Below are 21,345 nucleotides of genomic sequence, written 5' to 3'. Positions count from 1 at the left end.
TCGGACGGCGTCCGCCTCACACCGCCCGGTACGCCACCGGGTCCGTGCCCGGCACCGGCTCGGCCGGCCCCCGCTTCACCAGCCGCCGCAGATGGGTCTCGGCCTCGGAGAGGGCGATGGTGCGCGAGCCGTAGGGGCCGCCCGCGAGGAGATCTTCGGGCCGGTGATCTGTCTGCTGCCGTACGAGGACGAGGCGGAGGCGGTACGGATCGCCGACGACTCCGACCACGGGCTGTCGGGGCCGGTGTGGACGGCGGACGTCGAGCGCGGCATCGAGGTGGCGCGCCGGGTGCGGACCGGCACGTACTCCGTGAACACCTTCGGCCTGGACACGCTCGGGCCGTTCGGCGGCTGCAAGAACAGTGGCATCGGGCGGGAGCCCGGCCCCGAAGGGTACGGCGCGTACCTGGACCACAAGATGATCCACCTCCCGGCGGGGGTTGTGCGCGAGCACGGCGCCGGAGGGGTTCCGGCTGGATTCCGCGTGGCAGTCCCACCCGGTGAAGGGCGAGGTGGACGCCGGGGAGGCGGTGCTGGTGGCGGCCGAAAGCTGTCCGGTCGAGGCGATCCTGATTACGGAGGCCGTCTCCGGGGAAGCACTCTTCCCGCCGGAGGAGTAACGCCAGGCGAACGTGCGTGCGACCAGCTGGTTCGTACTTAGAGTTACTCATGCGTTCCTCACGGTGACCTCATGACGTCTGTGACTGTCCACTCCCCCTTGCACGTGGAAATCTCTTCTCCACGCCGCCGAGGGGGGAGACGATGGACAAGCGGTACGAGGTGTACTGCCTGGCTGACAGGTATTTCTATGAAACCCCGGACCGTTTGTCCGTCGGGGAAGGTGCCGCAGCTGACGACAGTGCGGTGTACGAAGCGGCGCAGCGCGCGGTCCCCGAAGGGTGGCGTTGTTTCCTCTCCGGGGACTGGCTCCACGTGAATCCCGTGGACAGCGAGGGGAACCCGCGTCCGGGCAGGCCGGCCCAGGGGTGGAAGGTACATGTGTCGGCCTGCCCGGACAATGCGGAGAAGATTGCCTCCAAGGTGTGGGACTACTGCGTCTCCCGGGCCGTACCGTTCAAATTCGTGCCGGGTCCGCGACCGCTGCGGCTGCGGAATTCCAAATACGCGGACCGGGCGTCGAGCGGCAAATTTGCCACCATTTACCCGCTGGACGAGGCGGAATGCCATCGCATTCTGGAGGAGCTGGGCTCATTGCTGGACGGCGAGCCGGGCCCCTCCATCCTCAGCGACCTGCGGTGGCACGACGGCCCGCTGTACGTGCGGTACGGCGGGTTCGCGCGGCGGTACTGCGTCGACGGCACCGGGGCGCTGGTGCCCGCCATCGAGAACGCCGAGGGCCGGCTGGTCCCCGACCGCCACGAGCCCGCCTTCCGGCCGCCCGAGTGGGTGCGGCTGCCGGACTTCCTGGCCCCGCACCTGGAGGCGCGCAACGCTACCACCGTCGCCGACCTGCCGTACGCCGTCGAATCGGCGCTGCACTTCTCCAACGGGGGCGGCGTCTACGTCGGCCGGGACCGGACGACCGGGGAGCGGGTGGTCCTGAAGGAGGCCAGGCCGCACGCCGGGCTTGCCGCCGACGGCGCCGACGCGGTCACCCGGCTGGAGCGCGAACGCGCGGCGCTGCAGCGGCTGTCGGGCCTCGACGTGGCCCCGGAGGTGCGCGACTGGTTCACCGTCGGCGAGCACCGCTTCCTGGTCGTGGACAACATCCCGGGCAAGCCGCTGAACGCTTGCATGGCCGAGCGCCACCCGCTGCTGACCGCCGACCCCGACCCGGAGGAGCTGACCTCCTACACCGAGTGGGCGGTGGGCATGCACGCGGCCGTCGAGCAGGCCGTCACCGCGGTGCACCGCCGTGGCCTGGTCCTCAACGACCTGCACATGTTCAACGTCATGGTCGCGCCCGACGAACAGAGCGTCACCCTGCTGGACTTCGAGGCCGCCACGGACGCCGCCGACCGGCCCCGGCAGTCCCTCGCCCACCCCTGCTTCGTCGCCCCGCGCGACCGCACCGGCTACGACATCGACCGGTACGCGCTGGCCTGCCTGCGCCTCGCGCTGTTCCTGCCGATGACGACGCTGCTGGCGATCGAGCGCGACAAGGCCACGGACCTGGCCGAGACCATCGCCCGCGAGTTCCCCGGCGTACCGCCCGGGTTCCTGGAGGAAGCCGTGCGGACGATCTGCGCGCCCCAGCCCGTCAAGGCCCGGATCCGGCGCCCCGCGCAGGCCCGCCATCTCGTCGCGGTCGACACCCGCGAACCGTACGTCTGCGATCCGGCCGACTGGCCGCGCAGCCGCGAGTCCATGGTCCGGGGCATCCTCGCCTCGGCCACACCCGAGCGCACGGACCGCCTGTTCCCCGGCGACGTCGCCCAGTTCGCCGACGGCGGCGGACTCGGCATCGCCCACGGGGCGGCCGGTGTCCTGTACGCGCTCTCCGAGACGGGTGCCGAGGGGTTCGAGGAGGGTGAGGAGTGGTTATTGCGGCAGACCGCTCCGCCTCCCCTCGGCACCCCCCTCGGGTGCTACGACGGACTCGCCGGCGTCGCCTACGTCCTGGACCGGCTCGGCCACCGCGAACGGGCCGACGAGCTGATCGAGCGGGTGCTCGCCGAGAAGTGGTACCGGCTCGCGCCCGACCTGTACGGCGGGCTGGCCGGCATCGGTCTCACCCTGGACCACCTGGCGCGCGAACGCGGCGCACGCGAACTGCGCGACCGTGCGCTGGAGGCGGCCGGACACGCCGCCGACCGGCTGGAGAGCTGCGCGAACCGGGCCGGGCTGCTGCGCGGCGCGAGCGGCCCCGCGCTGCTCTTCCTGCGGCTGTACGAAGGCACCGGGGACCCCGGGCTGCTGGACCTCGCCGCGCAGGCACTGCGCAGCGACCTCGCCCGGTGCGTCCGCAACGAACGCGGCACGCTGCTGGTCGACGAGGGCTGGCGCACGATGCCGTACCTCGGTGCCGGTTCGGTGGGCATCGCGATGGTCCTGGACGACTACCTCACGCACCGCGCCGACGCGGAGTTCGAGGAGGCGCGCATGGCGATGCTGCCGGCCGCGCAGGCCCGCTTCTACGCGCAGCCGGGCCTCTTCAGGGGCCGCGCCGGCATGGTGCTGCACCTGGCCCGTACCACGACGCCCGACCCCGAGGTCGAGGCCGCGCTCGCCGCGCAGATCGCCGACCTGAGCTGGTACACCATGCCGTACCGAGGAGAACTGGCTTTCCCCGGGGACCAGTTGATGCGGCTCTCGATGGACCTGTCCACCGGGACGGCCGGCTGTCTCCTCGCCCTGGGTTCGGCGCTGCACGAGGAGCCCGTACAGCTGCCCTTCCTCCCGCCGCTGCCCGAACCGAACGCGTTGCGCCTCTGACCGGCGCACCGCCCCTGAACGGGTTCGTCCCGGAACCTGTCGGCCAGGGACCGTGAGGTGATAACAGGCCGGCGACGGCAGGGGAGGCGGTCGTTCCCGCACCGGACCGTGAGGTCCGGTCCGGTACGGCGCGGCCACCGCCCCTGTCGCCCGGTCTGCTCCGGCGAGGCCGATCCGGTACGGACCGGTGTGCGTGCGGCTCCCAGGAGCCGCACGCACACCATTTCCCCGCTCCACCCCTACGCCTGCGTACCGCCCTGTCAGGTACAGCTCATCAGCTCAGCTCAGCTCAACCGCTCGTCCGGGAGGAAGAACCGTGACCGCCAAACCCGCCGACCGGCTGCTGCTCGGCGCGCTGCGCCACAGCGCCCCCCGGGCCTCGGCAGTCCTGCTGCTCACCACCGGCGGCGCCGCGGTCGGTCTCGCCCTCCCGGCCGTCCTCGGCCACACCCTCGACCTGCTGCTCGACGGCCGCCCCGCCCAGCCCTGGCTGTTCGCCTGCGCCGGACTCACCGCACTGCTCGTCCTCCTCGGCACGCTCGACGGGCTGCTCACCGGCACCACGGACGCCCGCGCCACCGTCTGGCTGCGCCGCCGGGCGCTGCGCGGCGTGCTGGCCGCCGGGCCCACCGCCACCGACCGCCACGAGACCGGCGACCTGGTGTCGCGCATCGTGGGCAACGCCGCCACGGCCGGCACCGCGCCCACCGCGCTCGCCGCCACCGCCGCCACGGCCCTCACCCCCGTCGGCGCGCTGGTGGCGCTGGCCCTGCTCGACCCGTGGACCGCGGCCGCCTTCGTCGTCGGACTGCCCCTGCTGGCGCTGCTGATGCGCGCCTTCGTCCGCGAGACGGGGGACTGCGTGGCGCAGTACCAGCGGATCCAGGGCGACATCGCGGCACGGCTGCTGGAAGCGGTCGGCGGCGCCCGCACCATCGCCGCCGCCGGCAGCCACGAACGCGAGGCCGCGCGCATCCTCAAGCCCCTGCCGGCCCTCTCCCGCCAGGGCCACCGCATGTGGCGGGTGCAGGGCCGGACCACCGCCCAGGCCGCCGCGCTGATCCCGCTGGTGCAGATCGCCGTGCTCGCCGTCGGCGGACTGCGGCTGCTGAACGGCGCGCTCAGCATCGGCGACCTGCTCGCCGCCGCCCGGTACGCCGTGCTCGCGGCGGGCGTCGGCACGGTCGTCGGCCACCTCAACGGCCTGGTGCACAGCCGCGCCGCGGCCCGCAGACTCACCGAACTCCAGGACCTGCCCGCCATCGAGTACGGCGACCAGGAGGCCGCGGGGACGCACCCGCCGGCGGAGGCGGGCACGGCCGCGGGCGCGGAAGCGGGTGCCGGGGCGTGCACGGGGGCGCTCGAACTGCGCGACATCACCGTACGGAAGGCCGGCCACACCGTCCTGGACGGCCTCAACCTGCGCGTGCCCGGCGGCTGCACGATGGCCGTCGTCGGCCGCTCCGGCACCGGCAAGTCCCTGCTCGCCGCCGTCGCCGGACGGCTCGCCGAACCGGACGCCGGTGAAGTCCTGCTGGACGGCGAGCCGTTGCGCCACCTCAGCCACTACGCGCTGCGGCGCTCCGTCGGCTACGCCTTCGCACGGCCCGCGCTGCTGGGCGACACGGTCCACGACACCGTGGCGTACGGCGTGTACGAGCCGGGCCCCGGCGACGTGGAGGCGGCGGCCCACGCGGCGGGTGCCGCCTCCTTCATCCGGCGGCTGCCCGAGGGGTACGCCACGCCCTGCGCCGACGTGCCGCTGTCCGGCGGGGAGATCCAGCGGCTGGGGCTGGCCCGCGCGTTCGCGCACGCCGAGCGGCTGCTGATCCTCGACGACGCGACGTCCAGCCTCGACACGGTCACCGAACTCCGGGTCGGCCGCGCGCTGCTGCGTGACGTACGTGCCGGGACGCGCCTGATCATCGCGCACCGTGCCGCCACCGCGGCCCGCGCCGACCTGGTCGCCTGGCTCGACGCGGGCTGCATCCGGGCCCTGGCGCCGCACGCCACGCTCTGGGCGGACCCGGGCTACCGGGCCCTGTTCGGACCGGAGGAGACCGCGCCGCCCGCGGGGGAGGCCCGGCAGGAGAGCTGGACGGTGCCGGTGTCGGCCGAGGAGGACCGGACGACGGCCAGGCTGCCGGTGCGGAAGCGGCAGCCGAGGCAACCGGGCGCGAGCGGGCCGACGGCGGGGAAGTCGGCGGCCGGCGCGGGCGGCCCGCGGCCCCGGCGGGCGATCGGCCACGGGGGGCGCTGCCGCCGGCCGGCGGGGGAGGGGGCGGGCGCCGCTGCCCCGGGCACCTCGGGCAGCGGGGCCCCGGACGGTGGCCTCCCCGGCGGCGGCCGTCCGGGCGCCGGGGCCCCCGGCCGTGGCGCCCGCGGCGCGGCGGAGGCACCCGAACCGCGGCTCGGCGGCGCGCGGCTGGAGGGGCTGACGCCTGTGGAGGCGCAGTGGCCGCAGTCGGCGCCCGGCGGCACGAGCGTCCCGAGCTGGGCCCACGGCCGGCAGGCCGCGGGCGGGAGCGCGCCGGCCCCCCGGCGCAGGCCGCTGGCGGGTGCGGGACCGGTACCGGAGGGGATACCGGTGCCGGAAGGGATGCCCGTCACGCAGCGCCGCCGCCAGGCGCTGGCGGACCTGCTCGCACAGGGCGAGCCGCCGGCCCCCGGGGCGGTGCCCGGCCGGGCACCGGAGGCCAGGCCCGGGACGGAGGAGGCCGCGGCACCGCAGGCCCGGTCCGGCACGGAGGCCGCGGCGCCGCAGGCCCCGCGCCCGGAGGTGACCGCGGCGCGCGTCGTGGCCCTCGGTGACCGGCGCCCGGCGGACCGGCGGGGTGACCGGTGAGGCCGGACGGCACGCGGGCCGTTCAGGGGGAGCGGCCCGCAGCGGGAGGGGAACGGACGACGGTGGCCGACGGGAACGGAAGCGGGAGCGGCGTGCACGGCAGCGGAGCAAGAACGGACGGCGGGATACGGCTGCGGGACGGGGCCCGGCAGTTCCTGGGGCGGCGGCGGGCCGTCGTGGCGCGGCTGGCCGCGTGGTCCGTCGCCGAGGCCGCCCAGACGTTCCTGATCGGCTTCGCGCCGGCCCGGGCGATCGACGACGGCTTCCTCGCCGGCCGGCTCACCGTCGGCCTGGGCTGGCTGGCCGCCGCCGCGCTGGCCGTCGCGGTCGGCTCGTACGGTACGGGCCGGGTCTACCGTTCCGTCGCCGACCTGGTCGAACCGCTCCGCGACGAGCTGCTCCGACGGGTCGTCACCCGCGCGCTGCGGCAGGCCGACCACGGTGCGGTCTCCCGCGCCGCGCACCAGGTGGAGATCGCGCGCGACACCTTCGGCGCGCTGGTGATGGTGTCCCGGGGCTTCGTCTTCACCGCCGCCGGCGCCCTGATCGGCCTCGCGACGCTCGCCCCGGTGCTGCTGCTCGTCGTCCTGCCGCCGCTCGTGCTCGGCCTGGTGCTCCTCGCCGTGACGCTGCGTCCGACGGCGCGCGGCCAGGAGACGTACCTGGTGGCCGACGAGGCCATCGCCCGAGGGGTGGGCGTGGCGGTCGGCGGCCTGCGCGACGTGACGGCGGGCGGCGCGGAGGAACGCGTGGTGCGCGAGCTGGGGGAGCGCTTCGACGCCGAGTGGCGCGCGTCCCGCACCCTCGCCCGCTGGGGCGTCTGCCGGAACCTGGCGCTCGGCGTGGGCGGGCGGCTGCCGGTGGTCCTGCTGCTGGTCTCCGTGCCCTGGCTGCTGGACCAGGGGGTGACGCCGGGCGCACTGGTCGGCGCGCTGGCCTACCTCACGCAGGCGCTGCTGCCCGCGCTGCACGCCCTGCTGCACGGGCTGGGCACGTCCGGCACCCGGCTGGCCGTCGTCCTGCGCCGGCTGACCGGGACCGGGCGGTACGCGCCGGGCACCGGCCGCGCCGCTCCGGCGGGCCCCTCGGAGGTCACCGAGGCGGTGGAAGCGGCCGGTGCGGTGCCGGCCCCGCGCCCGCCCGGCCCGGCGGGACCCGGCCTCCCCGTCAGCGCGGGCCCCGCGCTCCCCGCCCGTGCCGGCGCTCCGGACAGGCTCGCGCTGCCGCCCGTGCCCGCCCTGCCCGCGCTGCCCCCGGCACCGGGCGTCCCGGCCCCGCCGGCCGACCGGCCCCGGCCTGCTCTCGTTCCCGTTCCCCCCGGCGGCCGGGCCGGCGGCGGGCGGCACGCCAAGCGCCCGCGGCACGCGCTGCCGCCCAAGCGGCTGACGCTCTCCGGCGGGCTTCCGGTGCTGGCCCGTGCGCAGGACGGACGGCCCGCGCAGGCGGCGGCCGGGTACTCCGGGGACGGTGCCGACGGCGCGCCCGAGCCGCTGCCCGCCTGGGCGACGCCGCCGGCCGGCAGCGGCCTGGCCCTGGAGGCGCGGGGGGTGTCCTTCGCGTACGGCGAGCACGCGACGCCCGTGGTGCAGGGGCTGGAGCTGACCCTGCCGGTCGGCGGACACCTGGCCGTCGTCGGGCCGAGCGGCATCGGCAAGTCGACCCTCGCGGCGCTGCTCGCGGGGGTGCTCGTCCCCGACCGGGGAGAGATCCGGCTGGGCGCGAACGGCGCGGGGTCCAGGCGCGTGCTCGTACCGCAGCAGGCCTATGTGTTCTCCGGGACGCTCCGCGAGAACATGCTGTACCTCTGCCCGCGCCCCGAGGCGGTGCCGGACGCCGCCCTGCGGGCCTCGGCCGTGGCCGTGGGCGCCGCCGGACTGGTGCAGCGGCTGGGCGGGTTCGGCGCGCGGGTCACGCCCGGCACGCTCTCGGCCGGCGAGCGCCAGCTGATCGCCCTGGCCCGCGCGCATCTCGCGCCGGCGCCGCTCGCCATCCTCGACGAGGCCGGCTGCCACCTGGACGCCGCGGCGGAAGCCCGCGCCGAGCGGGCCTTCGCGGCCCGGTCCGGCGGCTCGCTGATCGTCGTCGCGCACCGCATCAGTTCGGCGCTCCGCGCCGACCGCGTCCTGGTGATGGACGGTACGTACGCGCTGTGCGGGCGCCACCGCGATCTGCTGCGGCGCTCCGCGCTCTACCGCGACCTGGTGGGGGAGTGGACGGAACCGGCGTCCCCGGCGCTCACCCGCTGACCGGGCCGGGGCCGGGCCGCCCCCTGAGCGGGGTGCGGCCCGGCCCGTCCACGGGAGTACGGGTCACAGCCAGCCTTCCCCCTGGGAGATGCGGATGGCGTCGACCCTGTTGCGGGCGCCGGTCTTGCGGGTGATCGCCGACATGTAGTTGCGCACCGTCCCGTTGGACAGGTGCAGCATGCCGGCGATCTCGGCGACCGAGGCGCCCTCGGCGGCGAGCGAGAGCACGCTCAGCTCCCGCTGCGTCAGCGGCATTTCGGCGGCCTGGAGGAAGCCGAAGCCGAGCGAGCCGTCGATGAAGCGCTTGCCCGCCGCGACCTGCCGGATGCCGGCGGCCAGCTGCCGGGGCGAGCCCTCCTTGTCGACGAAGCCGAGCGCGTCGGCCTCGAAGGCCCGGCGCAGCGGCCCCGGCCGGCCGGCCGAGCCCAGTACCAGCAGCGCGGGGCCCCGGCGCGGCGCGGCCGCGCCCTCCCGGCCGCCACCGGGCGTGCACTCCGCCCCGCACGGCGCGGTCTCCGCCCCGCCGTGCGCCGGGTGCTCCCGGCATCTGGTGGTCTGCTGCGGGATGTGCGCGATGCGGCCCGCGGCGCGTGCCGGGGCGGCGTGGGTCCCGTGCGTGTCCGTCACGGTCTGCGTGCCGCCCGCCGGGGGCGTCCTGCCGTTCCCCCCTCTGCCGTTCACCGCGGCGCCGTGTGTCCCGGCCGCCGTTCTCGCCCCTCGGGCGCTCCGGTACGTGTCGTGATTCCGATACGCACCGTCACCCCAGCCGGGGTCCTCTCTCGGAGAAGTACCTTCGGCATGTGCCGCAGGCGCCACCCCGCTGTCCGATAGCTTTCGCAACGCATTCAGTCCGATCGGCACGGCGGAGTCCACATCGACCACACAGACGTCCGGCTGCAACGCGCGCACCCGGCTCGCCGCGCCGTCCGGCGTGGACACCGCCACCTCTATGTCGTTTTCCCTGCTGAGCACTTCGGCCAGCGCCCATCGGAACAGACAGACGTCGTGCACCAGCAGTACCCGGATCACTTCAGTCCCCCTCCAGACCCCCGTGTACCGGCATATTTGTCAGCCACCCCGAATTCATACCTGTAATGGCCGCGCCGTGGGGCCGCAGATCAGGCCAAGAGGGGGCAAGGGGGCGCACGGGTGCACGGCAAGATGCATGTATGCACTCCGTGACGGGGCGAACCGTGAGGCGCGGAAGCAGACGTGCCGGGAGGAAGCGGGCTATTCCGGGCGCTGGGGCGAGGTCAGCTCGACAAGCCGGCACACCGTCTCGATGTCGATCTTCACTTGCGCAATCGAAGCCCGCCCGGACAGCCAGGTGATGAGCGCGGAGTGCCAGGTGTGCTCGATGACCCGCACGGCCGAGAGCTGCTCGGGAGTGGCGGCGGAATCCAGCTCCATCGCGTCCAGGATGATCGCCGTCGTCAGCCGGGAGACGGTGTCCACCTCGGGACTCACCGACCGGTCGGCGAAGGTGAGCGCGCGCACCATCGCGTCCGCGAGGTGCGGTTCGCGCTGCATCGCGCGGAAGGCCCGCATCAGCGTCTGGGCCACCCGCGCCCCGGGATCACTCTCCGTCGGCGGCCGTTTGCGCAACGTCGCGTGCATGTGCTGCAACTGGTCCTGCATGGTCGCCACCAGCAGATGGACCTTGGAAGGGAAGTAGCGGTACAGCGTCCCCAGGGCGACGTTCGACAGCTCCGCGACCTCGCGCATCTGCACGGCGTCGAAGCCGCCGCGGCCGGCCAGCTGCGCGCTGGCGTGCAGGATCCGGCGTCGGCGCGCCTCCTGGCGCTCGGTCAGCGCGGGACTGGCAGGAAGCGCCGGCCGGTGTTCGGAAGTCATGTGTCCCATTCCGTGGCGGTCCGTCCGTGCTGCGGGGTCTTGTCGAGCTGCTGATCGGCTCAGCATGGCAGGGGGTGGGTCGTGGCGCGAATCACCTGGTGCGGCTCTTTTCGCCGAGTCTCCGGCCGGTAGATTCGAGCCTGGTGAACTCGTCGGTAACCGATCGGTTCTGTAACTTGTTCTAGATTAGCGCCAGCGGTTACGCTCCGGCGAAAGTCCAGTGAGAGAGGGGCCGAGAGTGTCCGCTGAGGCCGTCCAGGCAGCCGCCGCTCGCCCCGCCGAGGCCACCGGCGACCGCCCGCTCCGGATCGCCCTGCTCACGTACAAAGGGAACCCGTTCTGCGGCGGCCAGGGCGTCTACGTACGCCACCTCTCCCGCGAACTGGCCGGGCTCGGCCACTCCGTCGAGGTCATCGGCGCCCAGCCCTACCCCGTCCTCGACGGCGGCGTGCCCCTGACCGAGCTGCCCAGCCTCGACCTCTACCGGCAGCCGGACCCCTTCCGCACCCCGAGACGCGACGAGTACCGCGACTGGATCGACGCCCTCGAAGTGGGCACGATGTGGACCGGCGGCTTCCCCGAGCCGCTCACCTTCTCCCTGCGGGCGCGCCGCCATCTCACCGCTCGCCGCGGCGACTTCGACGTGATCCACGACAACCAGACGCTCGGCTACGGTCTGCTCGGCGACCTCGGCGCGCCGCTGGTCACCACGATCCACCACCCCATCACCGTCGACCGGCAGCTCGACCTCGACGCCGCCGACGGCTGGAAGCGGCGCGCCTCGGTCCGCCGCTGGTACGGCTTCACCCGTATGCAGAAGCGGGTCGCCCGCCGGCTGCCCTCGGTCCTCACCGTCTCCGGCTCCTCCCGCCAGGAGATCACCGACCACCTGGGCGTCCGTCAGGACCGCATCCACGTCGTGCACATCGGTGCCGACACCGACCTCTTCTCGCCCGACCCCTCGGTCCCCGAGGTCCCGGGCCGCATCGTCACCACCTCCAGCGCCGACGTACCGCTCAAGGGCCTGATCCACCTGGTCGAGGCGCTCGCCAAGGTCCGCACCGAGAACCCCGAGGCGCACCTCGTCGTGGTCGGCAAGCGCGCCGACGACGGGCCGGTCGCCGCCGCCATCGAGCGGTACGGGCTCGGCAGCGCCGTCGAGTTCGTCAAGGGCATCAGCGACGCCGAGCTGGTCGACCTGGTGCGCAGCGCCCAGGTCGCCTGTGTGCCCTCCCTCTACGAAGGCTTCTCGCTGCCGGCCGCCGAGGCCATGGCCACCGGCACGCCGCTGCTGGCCACCACCGGCGGCGCCATTCCCGAGGTCGCCGGGCCCGACGGCGAGACCTGCCTCGCCGTGCCGCCGGGCGACGCGGAAGCCCTCGCCGCGGGCCTCAACCGCCTGCTGGGCGACACGGACCTGCGCAGCCGGCTCGGCGCCGCGGGCCGCGAGCGGGTCCTCGCCCGCTTCACCTGGCGGCAGGCGGCCATCGGCACGGCCGAGCGCTACCGCGAGGCCATCGCGGCCCGCGCCGCCCACCGGCCCGCCGCGGCCCCCACCCCGGCGGCCGCCCCCCGCGTCGGCCGCACCCTGACCTGACGAACACCGCTCCCGGCCGACCCCCGACGGCCGGGACACCCCAGGACGAAAGCTGAGAGGCCGTGCTGACCGTCGACTTTTCCCGATTCCCGCTCGCACCGGGCGACCGCGTGCTCGACCTGGGGTGCGGCGCGGGCCGGCACGCCTTCGAGTGCTACCGGCGCGGCGCGCGGGTCGTCGCGCTCGACCAGAACGCCGAGGAGATCCGCGAGGTCGCCAAGTGGTTCGCGGCGATGGAGGAGGCCGGCGAGGCCCCGGCCGGCGCCACCGCCACCGCCATGGAGGGCGACGCGCTCGCGCTGCCCTTCCCCGACGACTCCTTCGACGTCGTGATCATCTCCGAGGTCATGGAGCACATCCCCGACGACAAGGGCGTGCTCGCCGAGATGGTCCGGGTCCTCAAGCCCGGCGGCCGGATCGCCGTCACCGTCCCGCGCTACGGCCCCGAGAAGGTCTGCTGGGCGCTCAGCGACGCGTACCACGAGGTCGAGGGCGGCCACATCCGCATCTACAAGGCCGACGAACTCCTCGGCAAGATGCGCGAGGCGGGCCTGCGCCCCTACGGCACCCACCACGCGCACGCCCTGCACAGCCCCTACTGGTGGCTCAAGTGCGCGTTCGGCGTGGACAACGACAAGGCGCTGCCGGTGAAGGCCTACCACAAGCTCCTGGTCTGGGACATCATGAAGAAGCCGCTGGCCACCAGGGTCGCGGAGAACGCCCTCAACCCGCTCATCGGCAAGAGCTTCGTCGCGTACGCCACCAAGCCGCACGAGCCGAAGGCGCCCGCCGCCGGTGCGCACGACGAGCCCGCGCGAGCCGCCCTGTGACGAGCCCCGGGCGCACCGAACGACTCGTCCTGCCCGGAGTGCTCACCGCGGAGCAGGCCGCCCGCACCGTCGCCGGCATCCTCGCGACCCAGCGCGCGGACGGCGCCATCCCGTGGTTCCGGGGGCACCACCTCGACCCCTGGGACCACACCGAGGCCGCGATGGCGCTGGACGCGGCCGGCGAGCACGAGCGCGCGGAAGCGGCGTACCTGTGGCTCGCCGAGCACCAGCTCACCGACGGCTCCTGGTACGCCGCCTACGCCGACGGGGACGCGGACCGGCCCACCGACCGCGGTCGCGAGACCAACTTCTGCGCCTACCTCGCCGTCGGCGTCTGGCACCACTACCTCTCCACCGGCGACGACACCTTCCTCGACCGCATGTGGCCCGCGGTGTACGCGGCGACCGAGTTCGTCCTCGGGCTCCAGCAGCCCGGCGGCGAGATCGGCTGGAAGCGCGAGGACGACGGCACGCCCGTCAACGACGCGCTGCTGACCGGTTCCTCCTCCGTGTACCAGGCGCTGCGCTGCGCCCTGGCCCTGGCCGACCAGCGCGGGGAACCGCAGCCGGACTGGGAGCTGGCGGCCGGCCGCCTCGGCCACGCGATCCGCCACCACCCCGAGCGGTTCCTGGACAAGTCCCGCTACTCGATGGACTGGTACTACCCGGTGCTCGGCGGCGCCCTGCGCGGCCAGGCGGCCAAGGAGCGCATCGAGGCGCAGTGGGACGACTTCGTCGTGCCAGGCCTCGGCGTCCGCTGCGTCCTGCCCAACCCCTGGGTCACCGGCGGGGAGAGCGCCGAACTGGCCCTGACGCTCTGGGCGATGGGCGAGTCCGACCGGGCCGTGGACATCCTCCGCTCGATCCAGCACCTGCGGGCCGAGGGCGGCATGTACTGGACCGGCTACGTCTTCGACGACGACACCATCTGGCCGCGCGAGCTGACGTCGTGGACGGCGGGCTCCCTGCTGCTGGCGGTGGCCGCGCTCGGCGGCGACGAGGCCACCACGGCCGTCTTCGGCGGCGAGCGCCTCCCGACGGGCCTGGACCCGGACTGCTGCAGCTGAGGCGACCGCGCCCCCGCCCCTCATATGCGGGGCGGGGGCGCGGAAACCGCACTACTGTGCGGGTATGACACGCCTTGGGCACGAGAGGTACTGCGAAGAGATCCTGGTGCAGGCCGGACTGTTCCGGGAGGCACTGCGGGGGGCGGACCTGAAGACGACGGTCCCCACCTGCCCGGAATGGACCCTCGGAGAGCTGACCCGGCATCTCGGCGGAGCGCTCCGCTGGATGGCGGCGACGGTGCGGACCCGGGCACAGGACATGGTGCCCGACGAGGACGTACCGGACTTCAAGGGGCCGGGGGACGGGGACCCGGCGGCGCTGGACGCCTGGTTCGGTGCGGGTGCGGAGGTGGCGGCCGCGGCGCTGCGGGAGGCCGGGCCGGACACCCGGGTGTGGACCTGGGTCGACCACCAGGCCGCGGGCTTCTGGGCGCGGCGCGCCGTGCACGAGACCGCGATCCACCGGGCGGACGCGGCAATCGCGGCGGGCGTCGCGTACCAGCTCGCGCCGGACGTCGCGGTGGACACCCTGGAGGAGTGGCTGGAGATCGGCACCGCGCCGCAGGCCCTGGAGCTCCGGCCGGAGCTCAGGCGGTTGCTGGGCCCGGGCCGCACCCTCTGCCTCCACGCCACGAACACCGGCGGCCCGGCCGGCACACGCTGGATCATCGACATGACCGGCGACCGGCTCACCTGGCGGCACGGCGAAGCCGACGAGGAGGCCGCCGTCATGGTCAGCGGACCGCTCACCGACGTCCTGCTGGTCTTCTACCGGCGGCTGCCGGCGGACACCCCGACGGTCCGCGTCCAGGGCGACCGCGACCTGTTCGACGAGTGGCTCGGCCTGGTGTCCTGGTAACGGGCGACGGCCCGGCGCGGTGAACGCGGCCGAGCTCCAGGACTCCGCGGTCCAGACGGAGGCGTAACCGTGCCGTTCCGCCTCGCGGGCGAGCTCGAGACGGCGGGGGCCGGGCCCCGTCCCCAGTAGCCGAGCGTCAGGCCGAGCCGCATGCCGACCCTTTCTGACGTGCCGTCAGGACGTCGTGCGGCGACTGTACGAGGCAGGTGCGACATGGCAACGGCCCCGCACCCACGAGCGGTGGGTACGGGGCCGCTGCGCTGCCTCGGCGCGCGGACTCAGCCGCGCTGGATGCCGGTGGTGTCCTGGAGGACGCCGCGGCGGCCGTCCTGGGTCTGCGCGATCAGCGCCTGGCCGCGCTGCTCGACCGCCAGGTACCAGGTGCCGGGCGCCAGTTCGGCGATCGGCGTCGGGGCGCCGTCCTCACCGTAGAGCGGGCGGGCGACCGGAACCGCGAACCAGAACGGCGCGAAGGCTTCGGCCGGCGCAGCGGCCTGCTGGTCGGTCGTGGCCGGGGCCGGCTGCCCGGCCTGGCCGCCCTGCGCGGGCTGCGGCTGGCCACCGAACGAGGGCTGACCGCCGTACGAGGGCTGGCCGCCCTGCTGCGGGCCGCCCGGGTAGCCGTAGCCCTGGCCCGGCGCCTGCTGCTGCGCGCCCGGGTAGCCGTACCCGGCGTTGACGCCGGTGTGGTACGGGGAGGCGGTGGCGGCGGGGGCGCTGATGAGCTTGGCCTGCAGCGCGGGGACGAGCGGCGAGGCGACGGCCGCACCGGCGAGGATCAGCGCGGCGATGAGGCCGATGATGAGGCCGGGACCCGCGCTGCTGACGCTGATGATCGTCCAGAACGCCGTCCAGGCGGCGAAGAGGGTGATCGCGACGCCGAACTGACCCAGGTCGAGACCGGCGACCTTGCGCGGCTGCGGCAGGGCGCGGCTCACGACGATCAGCGCCGCACCGATCACACCGGCCAGGTAGATGCTCATGACGAACGAGAGGGTGTCCCAGGCGTTGGAAGTCTCGACGTCCTGGCAGTACTTGGCGAGCTCACCGGAGCAGTCGGGGCCGCCGGTGAAATCGAGGAACGAGGCGATGAACAGCAACACCGCTGCTCCGATCACCACGCCGTCGCCTCGTGTGAGGGATCGGATGTTCACGTAAGAAGTCCTTTGCCGTTTTTCGTCATGGGTCGTGCTGTCACCGATTGCGCACGGTGCGAGGCGCGGGGGTGGCCCCATCGTAAGGGGGAACCTACCGCCCGATTCGCTGGGCCGTCTCGTCCCTGTATGAGCGCACTGCGGGGTACGGGCCGCGCCGGCGGGCAAGGCGCCCGTACCGTTCCGAACCCGGCTGTACCGTCAGTCGCGCAGGAAACCCGTGATGCCCTCGGTGATGCCGACGGCCGCCTTCTGGCGCCAGGCGGGATCGGTGAGGTGTGCGGCGTCCTGCGCGTCGCGCATGTTGCCGCACTCCAGGAACACCTTCGGCACCCGGGAGAGGTTGAGCCCGCCCAGGTCGGTACGGGTGTCCAACCCCTTGCCGTCCCCGATGTAGTTGGCCGGCGCGCTGCCGGTCGCAGCGACGAAGCGGCCCACGATGTGGTCGGCGAGGTCGCGCGACGGGCCGGTGATCTTGCGGGTGTCCGCGCCGCCGCTGTGCACCACGCCGGGGCGGATCACGTGGAAGCCGCGGTTCCCGGCCCCGGCGCCGTCCGCGTGGATCGAGAGGGCGGCGTCCGCGTGCGCCGCGTTGCCGATCTCGGCGCGCTCGTCCACGCAGGGGCCGTACGGGCGGTCGCCGTCCTGGGTGAGGACGACCTTCGCGCCTTCCTTCCGGAGCAGGGCGCGGGCGCGGCGTGCGACGTCGAGGGTGAAGGACGCCTCCGCGTACCCGGCGTTCGTGGAGGTGCCGGTCGTGTCGCACTCCTTGCGGGCGTTACCGACGCCGACCTGGCGCGCGATCTCCGCCGTGTGGTCACGGTTGGTGGGGTTGTGGCCGGGGTCGATCACCACGACCTTGCCCTTGAGCGGGCCGCCGCCGGCCGCCGGCCCGCGCTCCTTGCCCTCACCCTTGCCGCTGCCGGAGTCCTCGGCGCTGTCGTCCGGCCGCCCCGTGGGAGTGTGCTGCCCGGCAGCGGCGGGCCGGTCCGGGCCCGGTCTGCCCTCGGACGCCGTGCCGCCACCGGTGGCGCCGCAGCCGGCGCAGCCGAGGGCCGCCAGCACGGCCGGCACGAGGAGGAACGTGCGCGGGGAGCGGCGGGAGGTGGGGGGAGTACTGCCGTTCGACACAGCGCGATCGTAACGTCAGCTGGCCGGAAGACGGCGTTCCTGCCGGTGGCGCGTCCGGCACCGGACCTGACCGGGCTTCCCGCGTACGGGAGGGCCGGTCAGATCCCGTCGCCCGTGCGCCGCAGGACGCGCAGCGAGCGGTGCGCCGAGACCTCCGTGAACGCGCCGGACTCCAGTGCGCGCAGGTAGATGCGGTACGGGGCCTGGCCCGTCCACTCGTCCACCGGGTCGGGGAACACGTCGTGGATCACCAGCAGCCCGCCCGGTGCGACGTGCGGCGCCCAGCCCTCGTAGTCCGCCGTGGCGTGCTCGTCCGTGTGGCCGCCGTCGATGAAGACCAGGCCCGCCGGGGCCCGCCAGAGGGCCGCGGCCTGCGGGGAGCGCCCGACGAGCGCGAGGACGTGCTCCTCCAGCCCGGCCGCGTGCAGCGTCCGGCGGAAGGCGGGCAGCGTGTCCATCCGCCCGACCTCGGGGTCGACGACCTCCGGGTCGTGGTAGTCCCAGCCGGGCTGCTGCTCCTCGCTGCCGCGGTGGTGGTCCACCGTGACCGCGGTGACCCCGGCCGCCCGCGCCGCGTCGGCCAGCAGCAGCGTGGAGCGGCCGCAGTACGTGCCGATCTCGATCAGCGGCAGCCCGAGCGCAGCCGCCTCGGCGGCCGCGGCGTACAGCGCCAGCCCCTCGTCGACGGGCATGAACCCCTTGGCCGCCTCGAACGCGGCGAGCGTCTCCGGCTGGGGAGCGGCGGTCATGGGCTACCTCCTGGTGGCGGGCGCCGAGAACCGGTTACCGGCGCGTACGTCCAGCTCATCGTCGCGTACCCGGCCTCCTGGGCTGCGCGCGGGGTGCCGTACCCGCGCCGGGTGACCGTGCTCGTACGGTGTCCGGCGGCCGGTGGCCGGCGCCTGTCGCCTGTTGCCGCCACCCATTACCTGACTGGCCGTCAGTCACGGTCTTCCGTCTGACTGGAACCTGTTCCAGTGTGCCCGGCGTGGGCATCGGGTGCGGCTGCTCGGGCTGTCCCGGGGCCCGGAACCGCGTCCCCTCGTCCGAGCCCGGTCCCCCGGAGGACACGTATGACGGGCAAGGCGTACATCGTCGGCGTCGGCATGACGAAGTCCGAGAAGCCGGGGACGCGGGAGTGGCAGTACTGGGACATAGCGGAGGAGGCGGGCGGCGCGGCGCTCGCGGACGCCGGTGTCGCCTACGAGCAGGTCGAACAGGTGCCGGTGGGTGGTGAACCCCTCCGGCGGCCTGATCTCCAAGGGCCGCCCGCTCGGCGCCACCGGGCTGGCCCGGGCCGCCGAGCTGACCTGGCAGCTGCGGGGCGAGGGGGGTGCCCGGCAGGTACCGACTGGAGAAGCGGGTTCACCGGAGCCAGGAGACGAAGGACCGAGGAACCTGAGTCCCTGGCCCGGTCGTGAGTCCCGGGGGCCTAGGCCCTTCGGACCGGGACCGCTGGGCCGATTATCCGATGCCCCAGGCACCCGTCCGATGACACGATGACCACCATGCCCCCGCTCGTGACCACTGACCAGCAGCCGTCCGGAACCACCGCCCGCAAAGCCCCGCCCGCCTGGGCGGTGATGCTCGCGGTCTGCGCGGGGCAGTTCCTCGTCGTGCTCGACGTCTCCGTGGTGAACGTCGCGATGCCCTCGATGCGGTCCTCGCTCGGCCTGAGCGAACTGGGCCTGCAGTGGGTGGTCAACGCGTACGTGATCACCTTCGCCGGGTTCCTGATGCTCGGCGGGCGCGCCGCCGACCTCTTCGGACGCAAGCGGGTCTTCCTCGTGGGCCTCGGGCTCTTCACCGCGGCGAGCCTGGGCGGCGGGCTCGCCCAGGAGGCCTGGCAGCTGATCGCGGCCCGTACGGTCCAGGGCGTCGGCGCCGCCGTGCTCGCCCCGGCCACCCTCACCATCCTCACCACCTCCTTCCCGCAAGGCCCGGCCCGCACCCGGGCCGTGGCCACCTGGACCGCGGTCGGCGCGGGCGGCGGCGCGGCGGGCGGCCTGGTCGGCGGGCTGCTCACGCAGTTCCTGTCCTGGCGCTGGGTGCTGCTCATCAATGTGCCGATCGGTGCGCTGGTGCTGGCCGGTGCCGCGTTCTGCCTGAGCGAGAGCCGGCAGGAGGGGCGCCGCCGGCTGGACGTCCCCGGCGCGCTGCTGGTCACCGGCGGCCTCGCGCTCGTCGCCTACGGCATCGTGCAGACCGGCGAACGCGGCTGGACGGCCGCCGGCGCGCTGCTGCCGCTGCTCGCCGGGCTCCTGGTGCTCGGCGTCTTCGTGGCGGTCGAGGCCCGCTCGGACGCGCCGCTGATGCCGCTGACCGTCTTCCGGCCGCGGTCGGTGTGGGCGACGACCTCGGCGATGATCGTGGTCGGTGCCGGGATGTTCTCCATGTGGTACTTCCTCTCGCTCTACACGCAGAACGTCCTCGGCTACACCGCGCTCCAGGCGGGCCTGGCCTTCATCCCGCACTCCTTCTCCATCGTGCTCGGCTCCAAGGCCGCGCCCCGGCTGATGGCACTGCCCCGGATCGGCGCCAAGACCGTCGCCGTGGCGGGCGTGCTGCTCGCCGCGGGCGGCATGGCCTGGCAGTCGGCGATGGGCGTGCACGGAACCTACCTCGGTACGATCCTCGGCCCCGGCATCATGATGTCGCTGGGCGCGGGCCTCTCGGCCACCCCGATCGCCTCGATCTGCACGGCGGGCGCGGCGGCCGGCGACGCCGGACTGGTCTCCGGGCTGATCAACACCTCGCGGCAGATGGGCGGCGCGCTCGGCCTGTCGGTCCTGTCGACGGTCGCGGCCGGGGTCGCGGGCAGCGGCCGGGTGGCCCTGGCCGACGGGTATGCGCTCGCCTTCCGCGTCGCCGCCGTGGTGCTCCTGGCCGGTGTTCTGCTGATGCTCTGCTCCTTGCCGGGCCGCGAGTCCCCGCAGGGCCGCGAGAAGGACGGCGGACAGGGCAGCGGACAGGACGGCGCGGGAGGCGCCGCGCAGGCCTGACGGCCGGGCGGGCGTGGGGCGTCGGGCCTGGTCGGAGGGGCCCGGACCGGTTCCGCGGGTGGCGGCACGAGAGGATGCGGGCATGGCTGACACCGATACCGACACCGCTTCCGTACCGTTTCCCGCCACCGGCCGCCGCGTCCTGGTGAGCGGGGCCTCACGGGGCCTGGGACGGGCCCTCGCCCACGCCTTCGCGGAGAACGGCGACCGGGTCGCCGTGCACTACGGCTCGCGCCGGGCGGACGCCGAGGAGACCCTCGCCGCACTGCCCGGCGACGGCCACACGCTGCTGCAGGCCGACATCGGCGCCCCCGAAGGCGCCGCGGAACTGGTCGCCGCGGCCGACGCCGCGCTCGGCGGCATAGACGTCCTGGTGAACAACGCCGCGATCGTCAACACCCCGCACCCGCCCGCCACCACCTCCTACGCCGACTGGACCGCCGCCTGGCAGAGCCACGTCGCGGTCAACCTGCTCGGCACCGCGCACCTGAGCCACGGCGCGGCGCAGCGGATGATCGCCCAGGGCACCGGCGGGCGGATCGTCAACGTCGGTTCGCGCGGCGCCTTCCGCGGCGAACCCGACAACCCCGCGTACGGCGCCACCAAGGCGGCGGTGCACGCTCTCGGCCAGTCCCTCGCGGTGGCGCTCGCGCCGCACGGCATCGCGGTGGCGTCCGTGGCGCCCGGCTTCATCGACACCGAACGGGTCGGTGACCGGCTGGCCGGCGAGCAGGGCGCCGCGATCCGCGCGCAGAGCCCGTTCGGCAGAGTGGCCGAGCCGGCCGAGGTGGCCGCCGCCGTCCGCTGGCTGGCCTCCCCGGAGGCGCAGTGGAGCTCGGGCACCGTGCTCGACGTCAACGGCGCTTCGTACCTGCGGACCTGACCGCCCGCGCCCGTGCCCGGCGCGGCGGGGCACGGCAGCCCGGTTTCCGCCTTGTCGGCCCGGCGGCGGTGGTGCCACCGTCGTCGGCATGGCGAACATCCCCACGGACCTGTCGTACAGCACGGACCACGAGTGGCTCCGCCTGGACGGCGACCGGGCCACGGTCGGCATCACCGACCACGCCCAGCGGCAGCTCGGCGACATCGTCTACGTCGAACTGCCCAAGGAAGGCGAACGGTTCGAGGCCGGTGAGCCCTTCGGCTCCGTGGAGTCGGTCAAGGCCGTCAGCGAGGTCTACCTGCCCGTCGGCGGCACGGTGCTGGAGGCCAACGCCGCGCTGGCCGACTCCCCCGAGCTGATCAACGACGACCCCTACGGCGACGGCTGGCTGCTGGTGATCCGGGTGACCGGCAGCGCCGACGCACTGCTCAGCGCCGAGGGGTACGAGGACTACATCCAGCAGGAGGAGTAGCGGGGGAGG

15 protein-coding genes and 4 pseudogenes are annotated in these 21,345 nt (G+C 74.5%); 12 read left to right on the top strand and 7 right to left on the bottom strand.

Annotation, left to right across the window (positions count from 1 at the left end):
- Positions 1-16: 16 nt before the first annotated feature.
- Positions 17-136, bottom strand: a pseudogene (locus AAC944_RS12070) (MBL fold metallo-hydrolase); the annotation flags it as partial.
- Here AAC944_RS12070 and AAC944_RS12065 point away from each other — a divergent pair.
- The 4 genes and pseudogenes from AAC944_RS12065 to AAC944_RS12045 form a co-directional block, all read left to right on the top strand.
- Positions 137-439 (top strand): annotated as a pseudogene (locus tag AAC944_RS12065) (aldehyde dehydrogenase family protein); the annotation flags it as partial.
- A gap of 323 nt (positions 440-762) precedes the next feature.
- Positions 763-3,396, top strand: coding sequence for a class III lanthionine synthetase LanKC (lanKC, locus tag AAC944_RS12055; RefSeq protein WP_030618048.1), 2,634 nt, complete (start codon positions 763-765; stop codon positions 3,394-3,396).
- Between the two features lie 316 nt (positions 3,397-3,712).
- A complete protein-coding gene (locus AAC944_RS12050) occupies positions 3,713-6,241 on the top strand; it encodes an ABC transporter transmembrane domain-containing protein (RefSeq protein WP_368397155.1) in 2,529 nt (842 codons plus the stop codon).
- 62 nt (positions 6,242-6,303) lie between these two features.
- The gene (locus AAC944_RS12045) at positions 6,304-8,487 is read left to right on the top strand and encodes an ABC transporter ATP-binding protein (protein ID WP_438272793.1); all 2,184 of its coding nucleotides are present in this window, start codon (positions 6,304-6,306) and stop codon (positions 8,485-8,487) included.
- A 63-nt stretch (positions 8,488-8,550) separates the two neighbouring features.
- On the opposite strand, the gene AAC944_RS12040 is transcribed toward AAC944_RS12045, so the two are convergent.
- Positions 8,551-9,114 (bottom strand): helix-turn-helix transcriptional regulator, encoded by a 564-nt coding sequence (locus AAC944_RS12040; RefSeq protein ID WP_368397154.1) that lies wholly within the window; start codon positions 9,112-9,114, stop codon positions 8,551-8,553.
- Positions 9,115-9,717: 603 nt separating this feature from the next.
- Positions 9,718-10,341, bottom strand: coding sequence for a TetR family transcriptional regulator (locus tag AAC944_RS12035; RefSeq protein ID WP_030618036.1), 624 nt, complete (start codon positions 10,339-10,341; stop codon positions 9,718-9,720).
- A gap of 238 nt (positions 10,342-10,579) precedes the next feature.
- On the opposite strand from AAC944_RS12035, the gene AAC944_RS12030 reads away from it, so the two are divergent.
- From AAC944_RS12030 to AAC944_RS12015, 4 genes are all read left to right on the top strand, one after another.
- A complete protein-coding gene (locus AAC944_RS12030; protein ID WP_030618034.1) occupies positions 10,580-11,938 on the top strand; it encodes a glycosyltransferase family 4 protein in 1,359 nt (452 codons plus the stop codon).
- Between the two features lie 62 nt (positions 11,939-12,000).
- On the top strand, positions 12,001-12,768 hold the full coding sequence (locus AAC944_RS12025) for a class I SAM-dependent methyltransferase (protein ID WP_030618033.1): 768 nt from the start codon (positions 12,001-12,003) through the stop codon (positions 12,766-12,768).
- Entirely contained in the window at positions 12,765-13,835 is a 1,071-nt protein-coding gene (locus AAC944_RS12020; RefSeq protein WP_030618031.1) for a glucosidase family protein, read from the top strand. The genes AAC944_RS12025 and AAC944_RS12020 overlap by 4 nt, the downstream gene beginning before the upstream one ends.
- Before the next feature lie 64 nt (positions 13,836-13,899).
- Entirely contained in the window at positions 13,900-14,694 is a 795-nt protein-coding gene (locus tag AAC944_RS12015; protein ID WP_030618029.1) for a maleylpyruvate isomerase N-terminal domain-containing protein, read from the top strand.
- A 15-nt stretch (positions 14,695-14,709) separates the two neighbouring features.
- On the opposite strand, the pseudogene AAC944_RS12010 reads toward AAC944_RS12015, so the two are convergent.
- From AAC944_RS12010 to AAC944_RS11995, 4 genes and pseudogenes are all read right to left on the bottom strand, one after another.
- A pseudogene (locus AAC944_RS12010) lies at positions 14,710-14,846 on the bottom strand (LLM class F420-dependent oxidoreductase); the annotation flags it as partial.
- A 126-nt stretch (positions 14,847-14,972) separates the two neighbouring features.
- Positions 14,973-15,848 carry a DUF5336 domain-containing protein gene (locus tag AAC944_RS12005; RefSeq protein ID WP_078888695.1) on the bottom strand — a complete coding sequence of 292 codons (876 nt, stop codon included), beginning with the start codon at positions 15,846-15,848 and terminating at the stop codon, positions 14,973-14,975.
- Positions 15,849-16,049: 201 nt separating this feature from the next.
- On the bottom strand, positions 16,050-16,979 hold the full coding sequence (locus AAC944_RS12000; protein ID WP_030618023.1) for an N-acetylmuramoyl-L-alanine amidase: 930 nt from the start codon (positions 16,977-16,979) through the stop codon (positions 16,050-16,052).
- Between the two features lie 98 nt (positions 16,980-17,077).
- Positions 17,078-17,728 (bottom strand): class I SAM-dependent methyltransferase, encoded by a 651-nt coding sequence (locus tag AAC944_RS11995; RefSeq protein ID WP_030618020.1) that lies wholly within the window; start codon positions 17,726-17,728, stop codon positions 17,078-17,080.
- A gap of 475 nt (positions 17,729-18,203) precedes the next feature.
- On the opposite strand from AAC944_RS11995, the pseudogene AAC944_RS36500 reads away from it, so the two are divergent.
- The 4 genes and pseudogenes from AAC944_RS36500 to gcvH form a co-directional block, all read left to right on the top strand.
- A pseudogene (locus AAC944_RS36500) lies at positions 18,204-18,482 on the top strand (thiolase C-terminal domain-containing protein); the annotation flags it as partial.
- The gene (locus tag AAC944_RS11985; RefSeq protein ID WP_051871961.1) at positions 18,479-19,981 is read left to right on the top strand and encodes an MFS transporter; all 1,503 of its coding nucleotides are present in this window, start codon (positions 18,479-18,481) and stop codon (positions 19,979-19,981) included. The pseudogene AAC944_RS36500 and the gene AAC944_RS11985, both read left to right, overlap by 4 nt.
- An 82-nt stretch (positions 19,982-20,063) precedes the next feature.
- Positions 20,064-20,864: an SDR family NAD(P)-dependent oxidoreductase gene (locus tag AAC944_RS11980; protein WP_030618012.1), complete on the top strand. Its 801-nt coding sequence runs from the start codon at positions 20,064-20,066 to the stop codon at positions 20,862-20,864.
- An 88-nt stretch (positions 20,865-20,952) separates the two neighbouring features.
- A complete protein-coding gene (gene gcvH / locus AAC944_RS11975; protein WP_030618007.1) occupies positions 20,953-21,336 on the top strand; it encodes a glycine cleavage system protein GcvH in 384 nt (127 codons plus the stop codon).
- Positions 21,337-21,345: the final 9 nt, after the last annotated feature.

Origin of the sequence: Streptomyces sclerotialus, assembly GCF_040907265.1 — a bacterium.
GTDB classification, from domain to species: Bacteria; Actinomycetota; Actinomycetes; order Streptomycetales; family Streptomycetaceae; genus Streptomyces; species Streptomyces sclerotialus.
This window is presented reverse-complemented; position numbering and strand designations above follow the sequence as displayed.

Coding starts and splice junctions, on each gene's coding strand:
- AAC944_RS12015 (WP_030618029.1), top strand. CDS start 13,900: ATGACACGCCTTGGGCACGAGAGGTACTGCGAAGAGATCCTGGTGCAG.
- lanKC (WP_030618048.1), top strand. CDS start 763: ATGGACAAGCGGTACGAGGTGTACTGCCTGGCTGACAGGTATTTCTAT.
- AAC944_RS12035 (WP_030618036.1), bottom strand. CDS start 10,341: ATGACTTCCGAACACCGGCCGGCGCTTCCTGCCAGTCCCGCGCTGACC.
- AAC944_RS11995 (WP_030618020.1), bottom strand. CDS start 17,728: ATGACCGCCGCTCCCCAGCCGGAGACGCTCGCCGCGTTCGAGGCGGCC.
- AAC944_RS11980 (WP_030618012.1), top strand. CDS start 20,064: ATGGCTGACACCGATACCGACACCGCTTCCGTACCGTTTCCCGCCACC.
- AAC944_RS11985 (WP_051871961.1), top strand. CDS start 18,479: ATGACCACCATGCCCCCGCTCGTGACCACTGACCAGCAGCCGTCCGGA.
- gcvH (WP_030618007.1), top strand. CDS start 20,953: ATGGCGAACATCCCCACGGACCTGTCGTACAGCACGGACCACGAGTGG.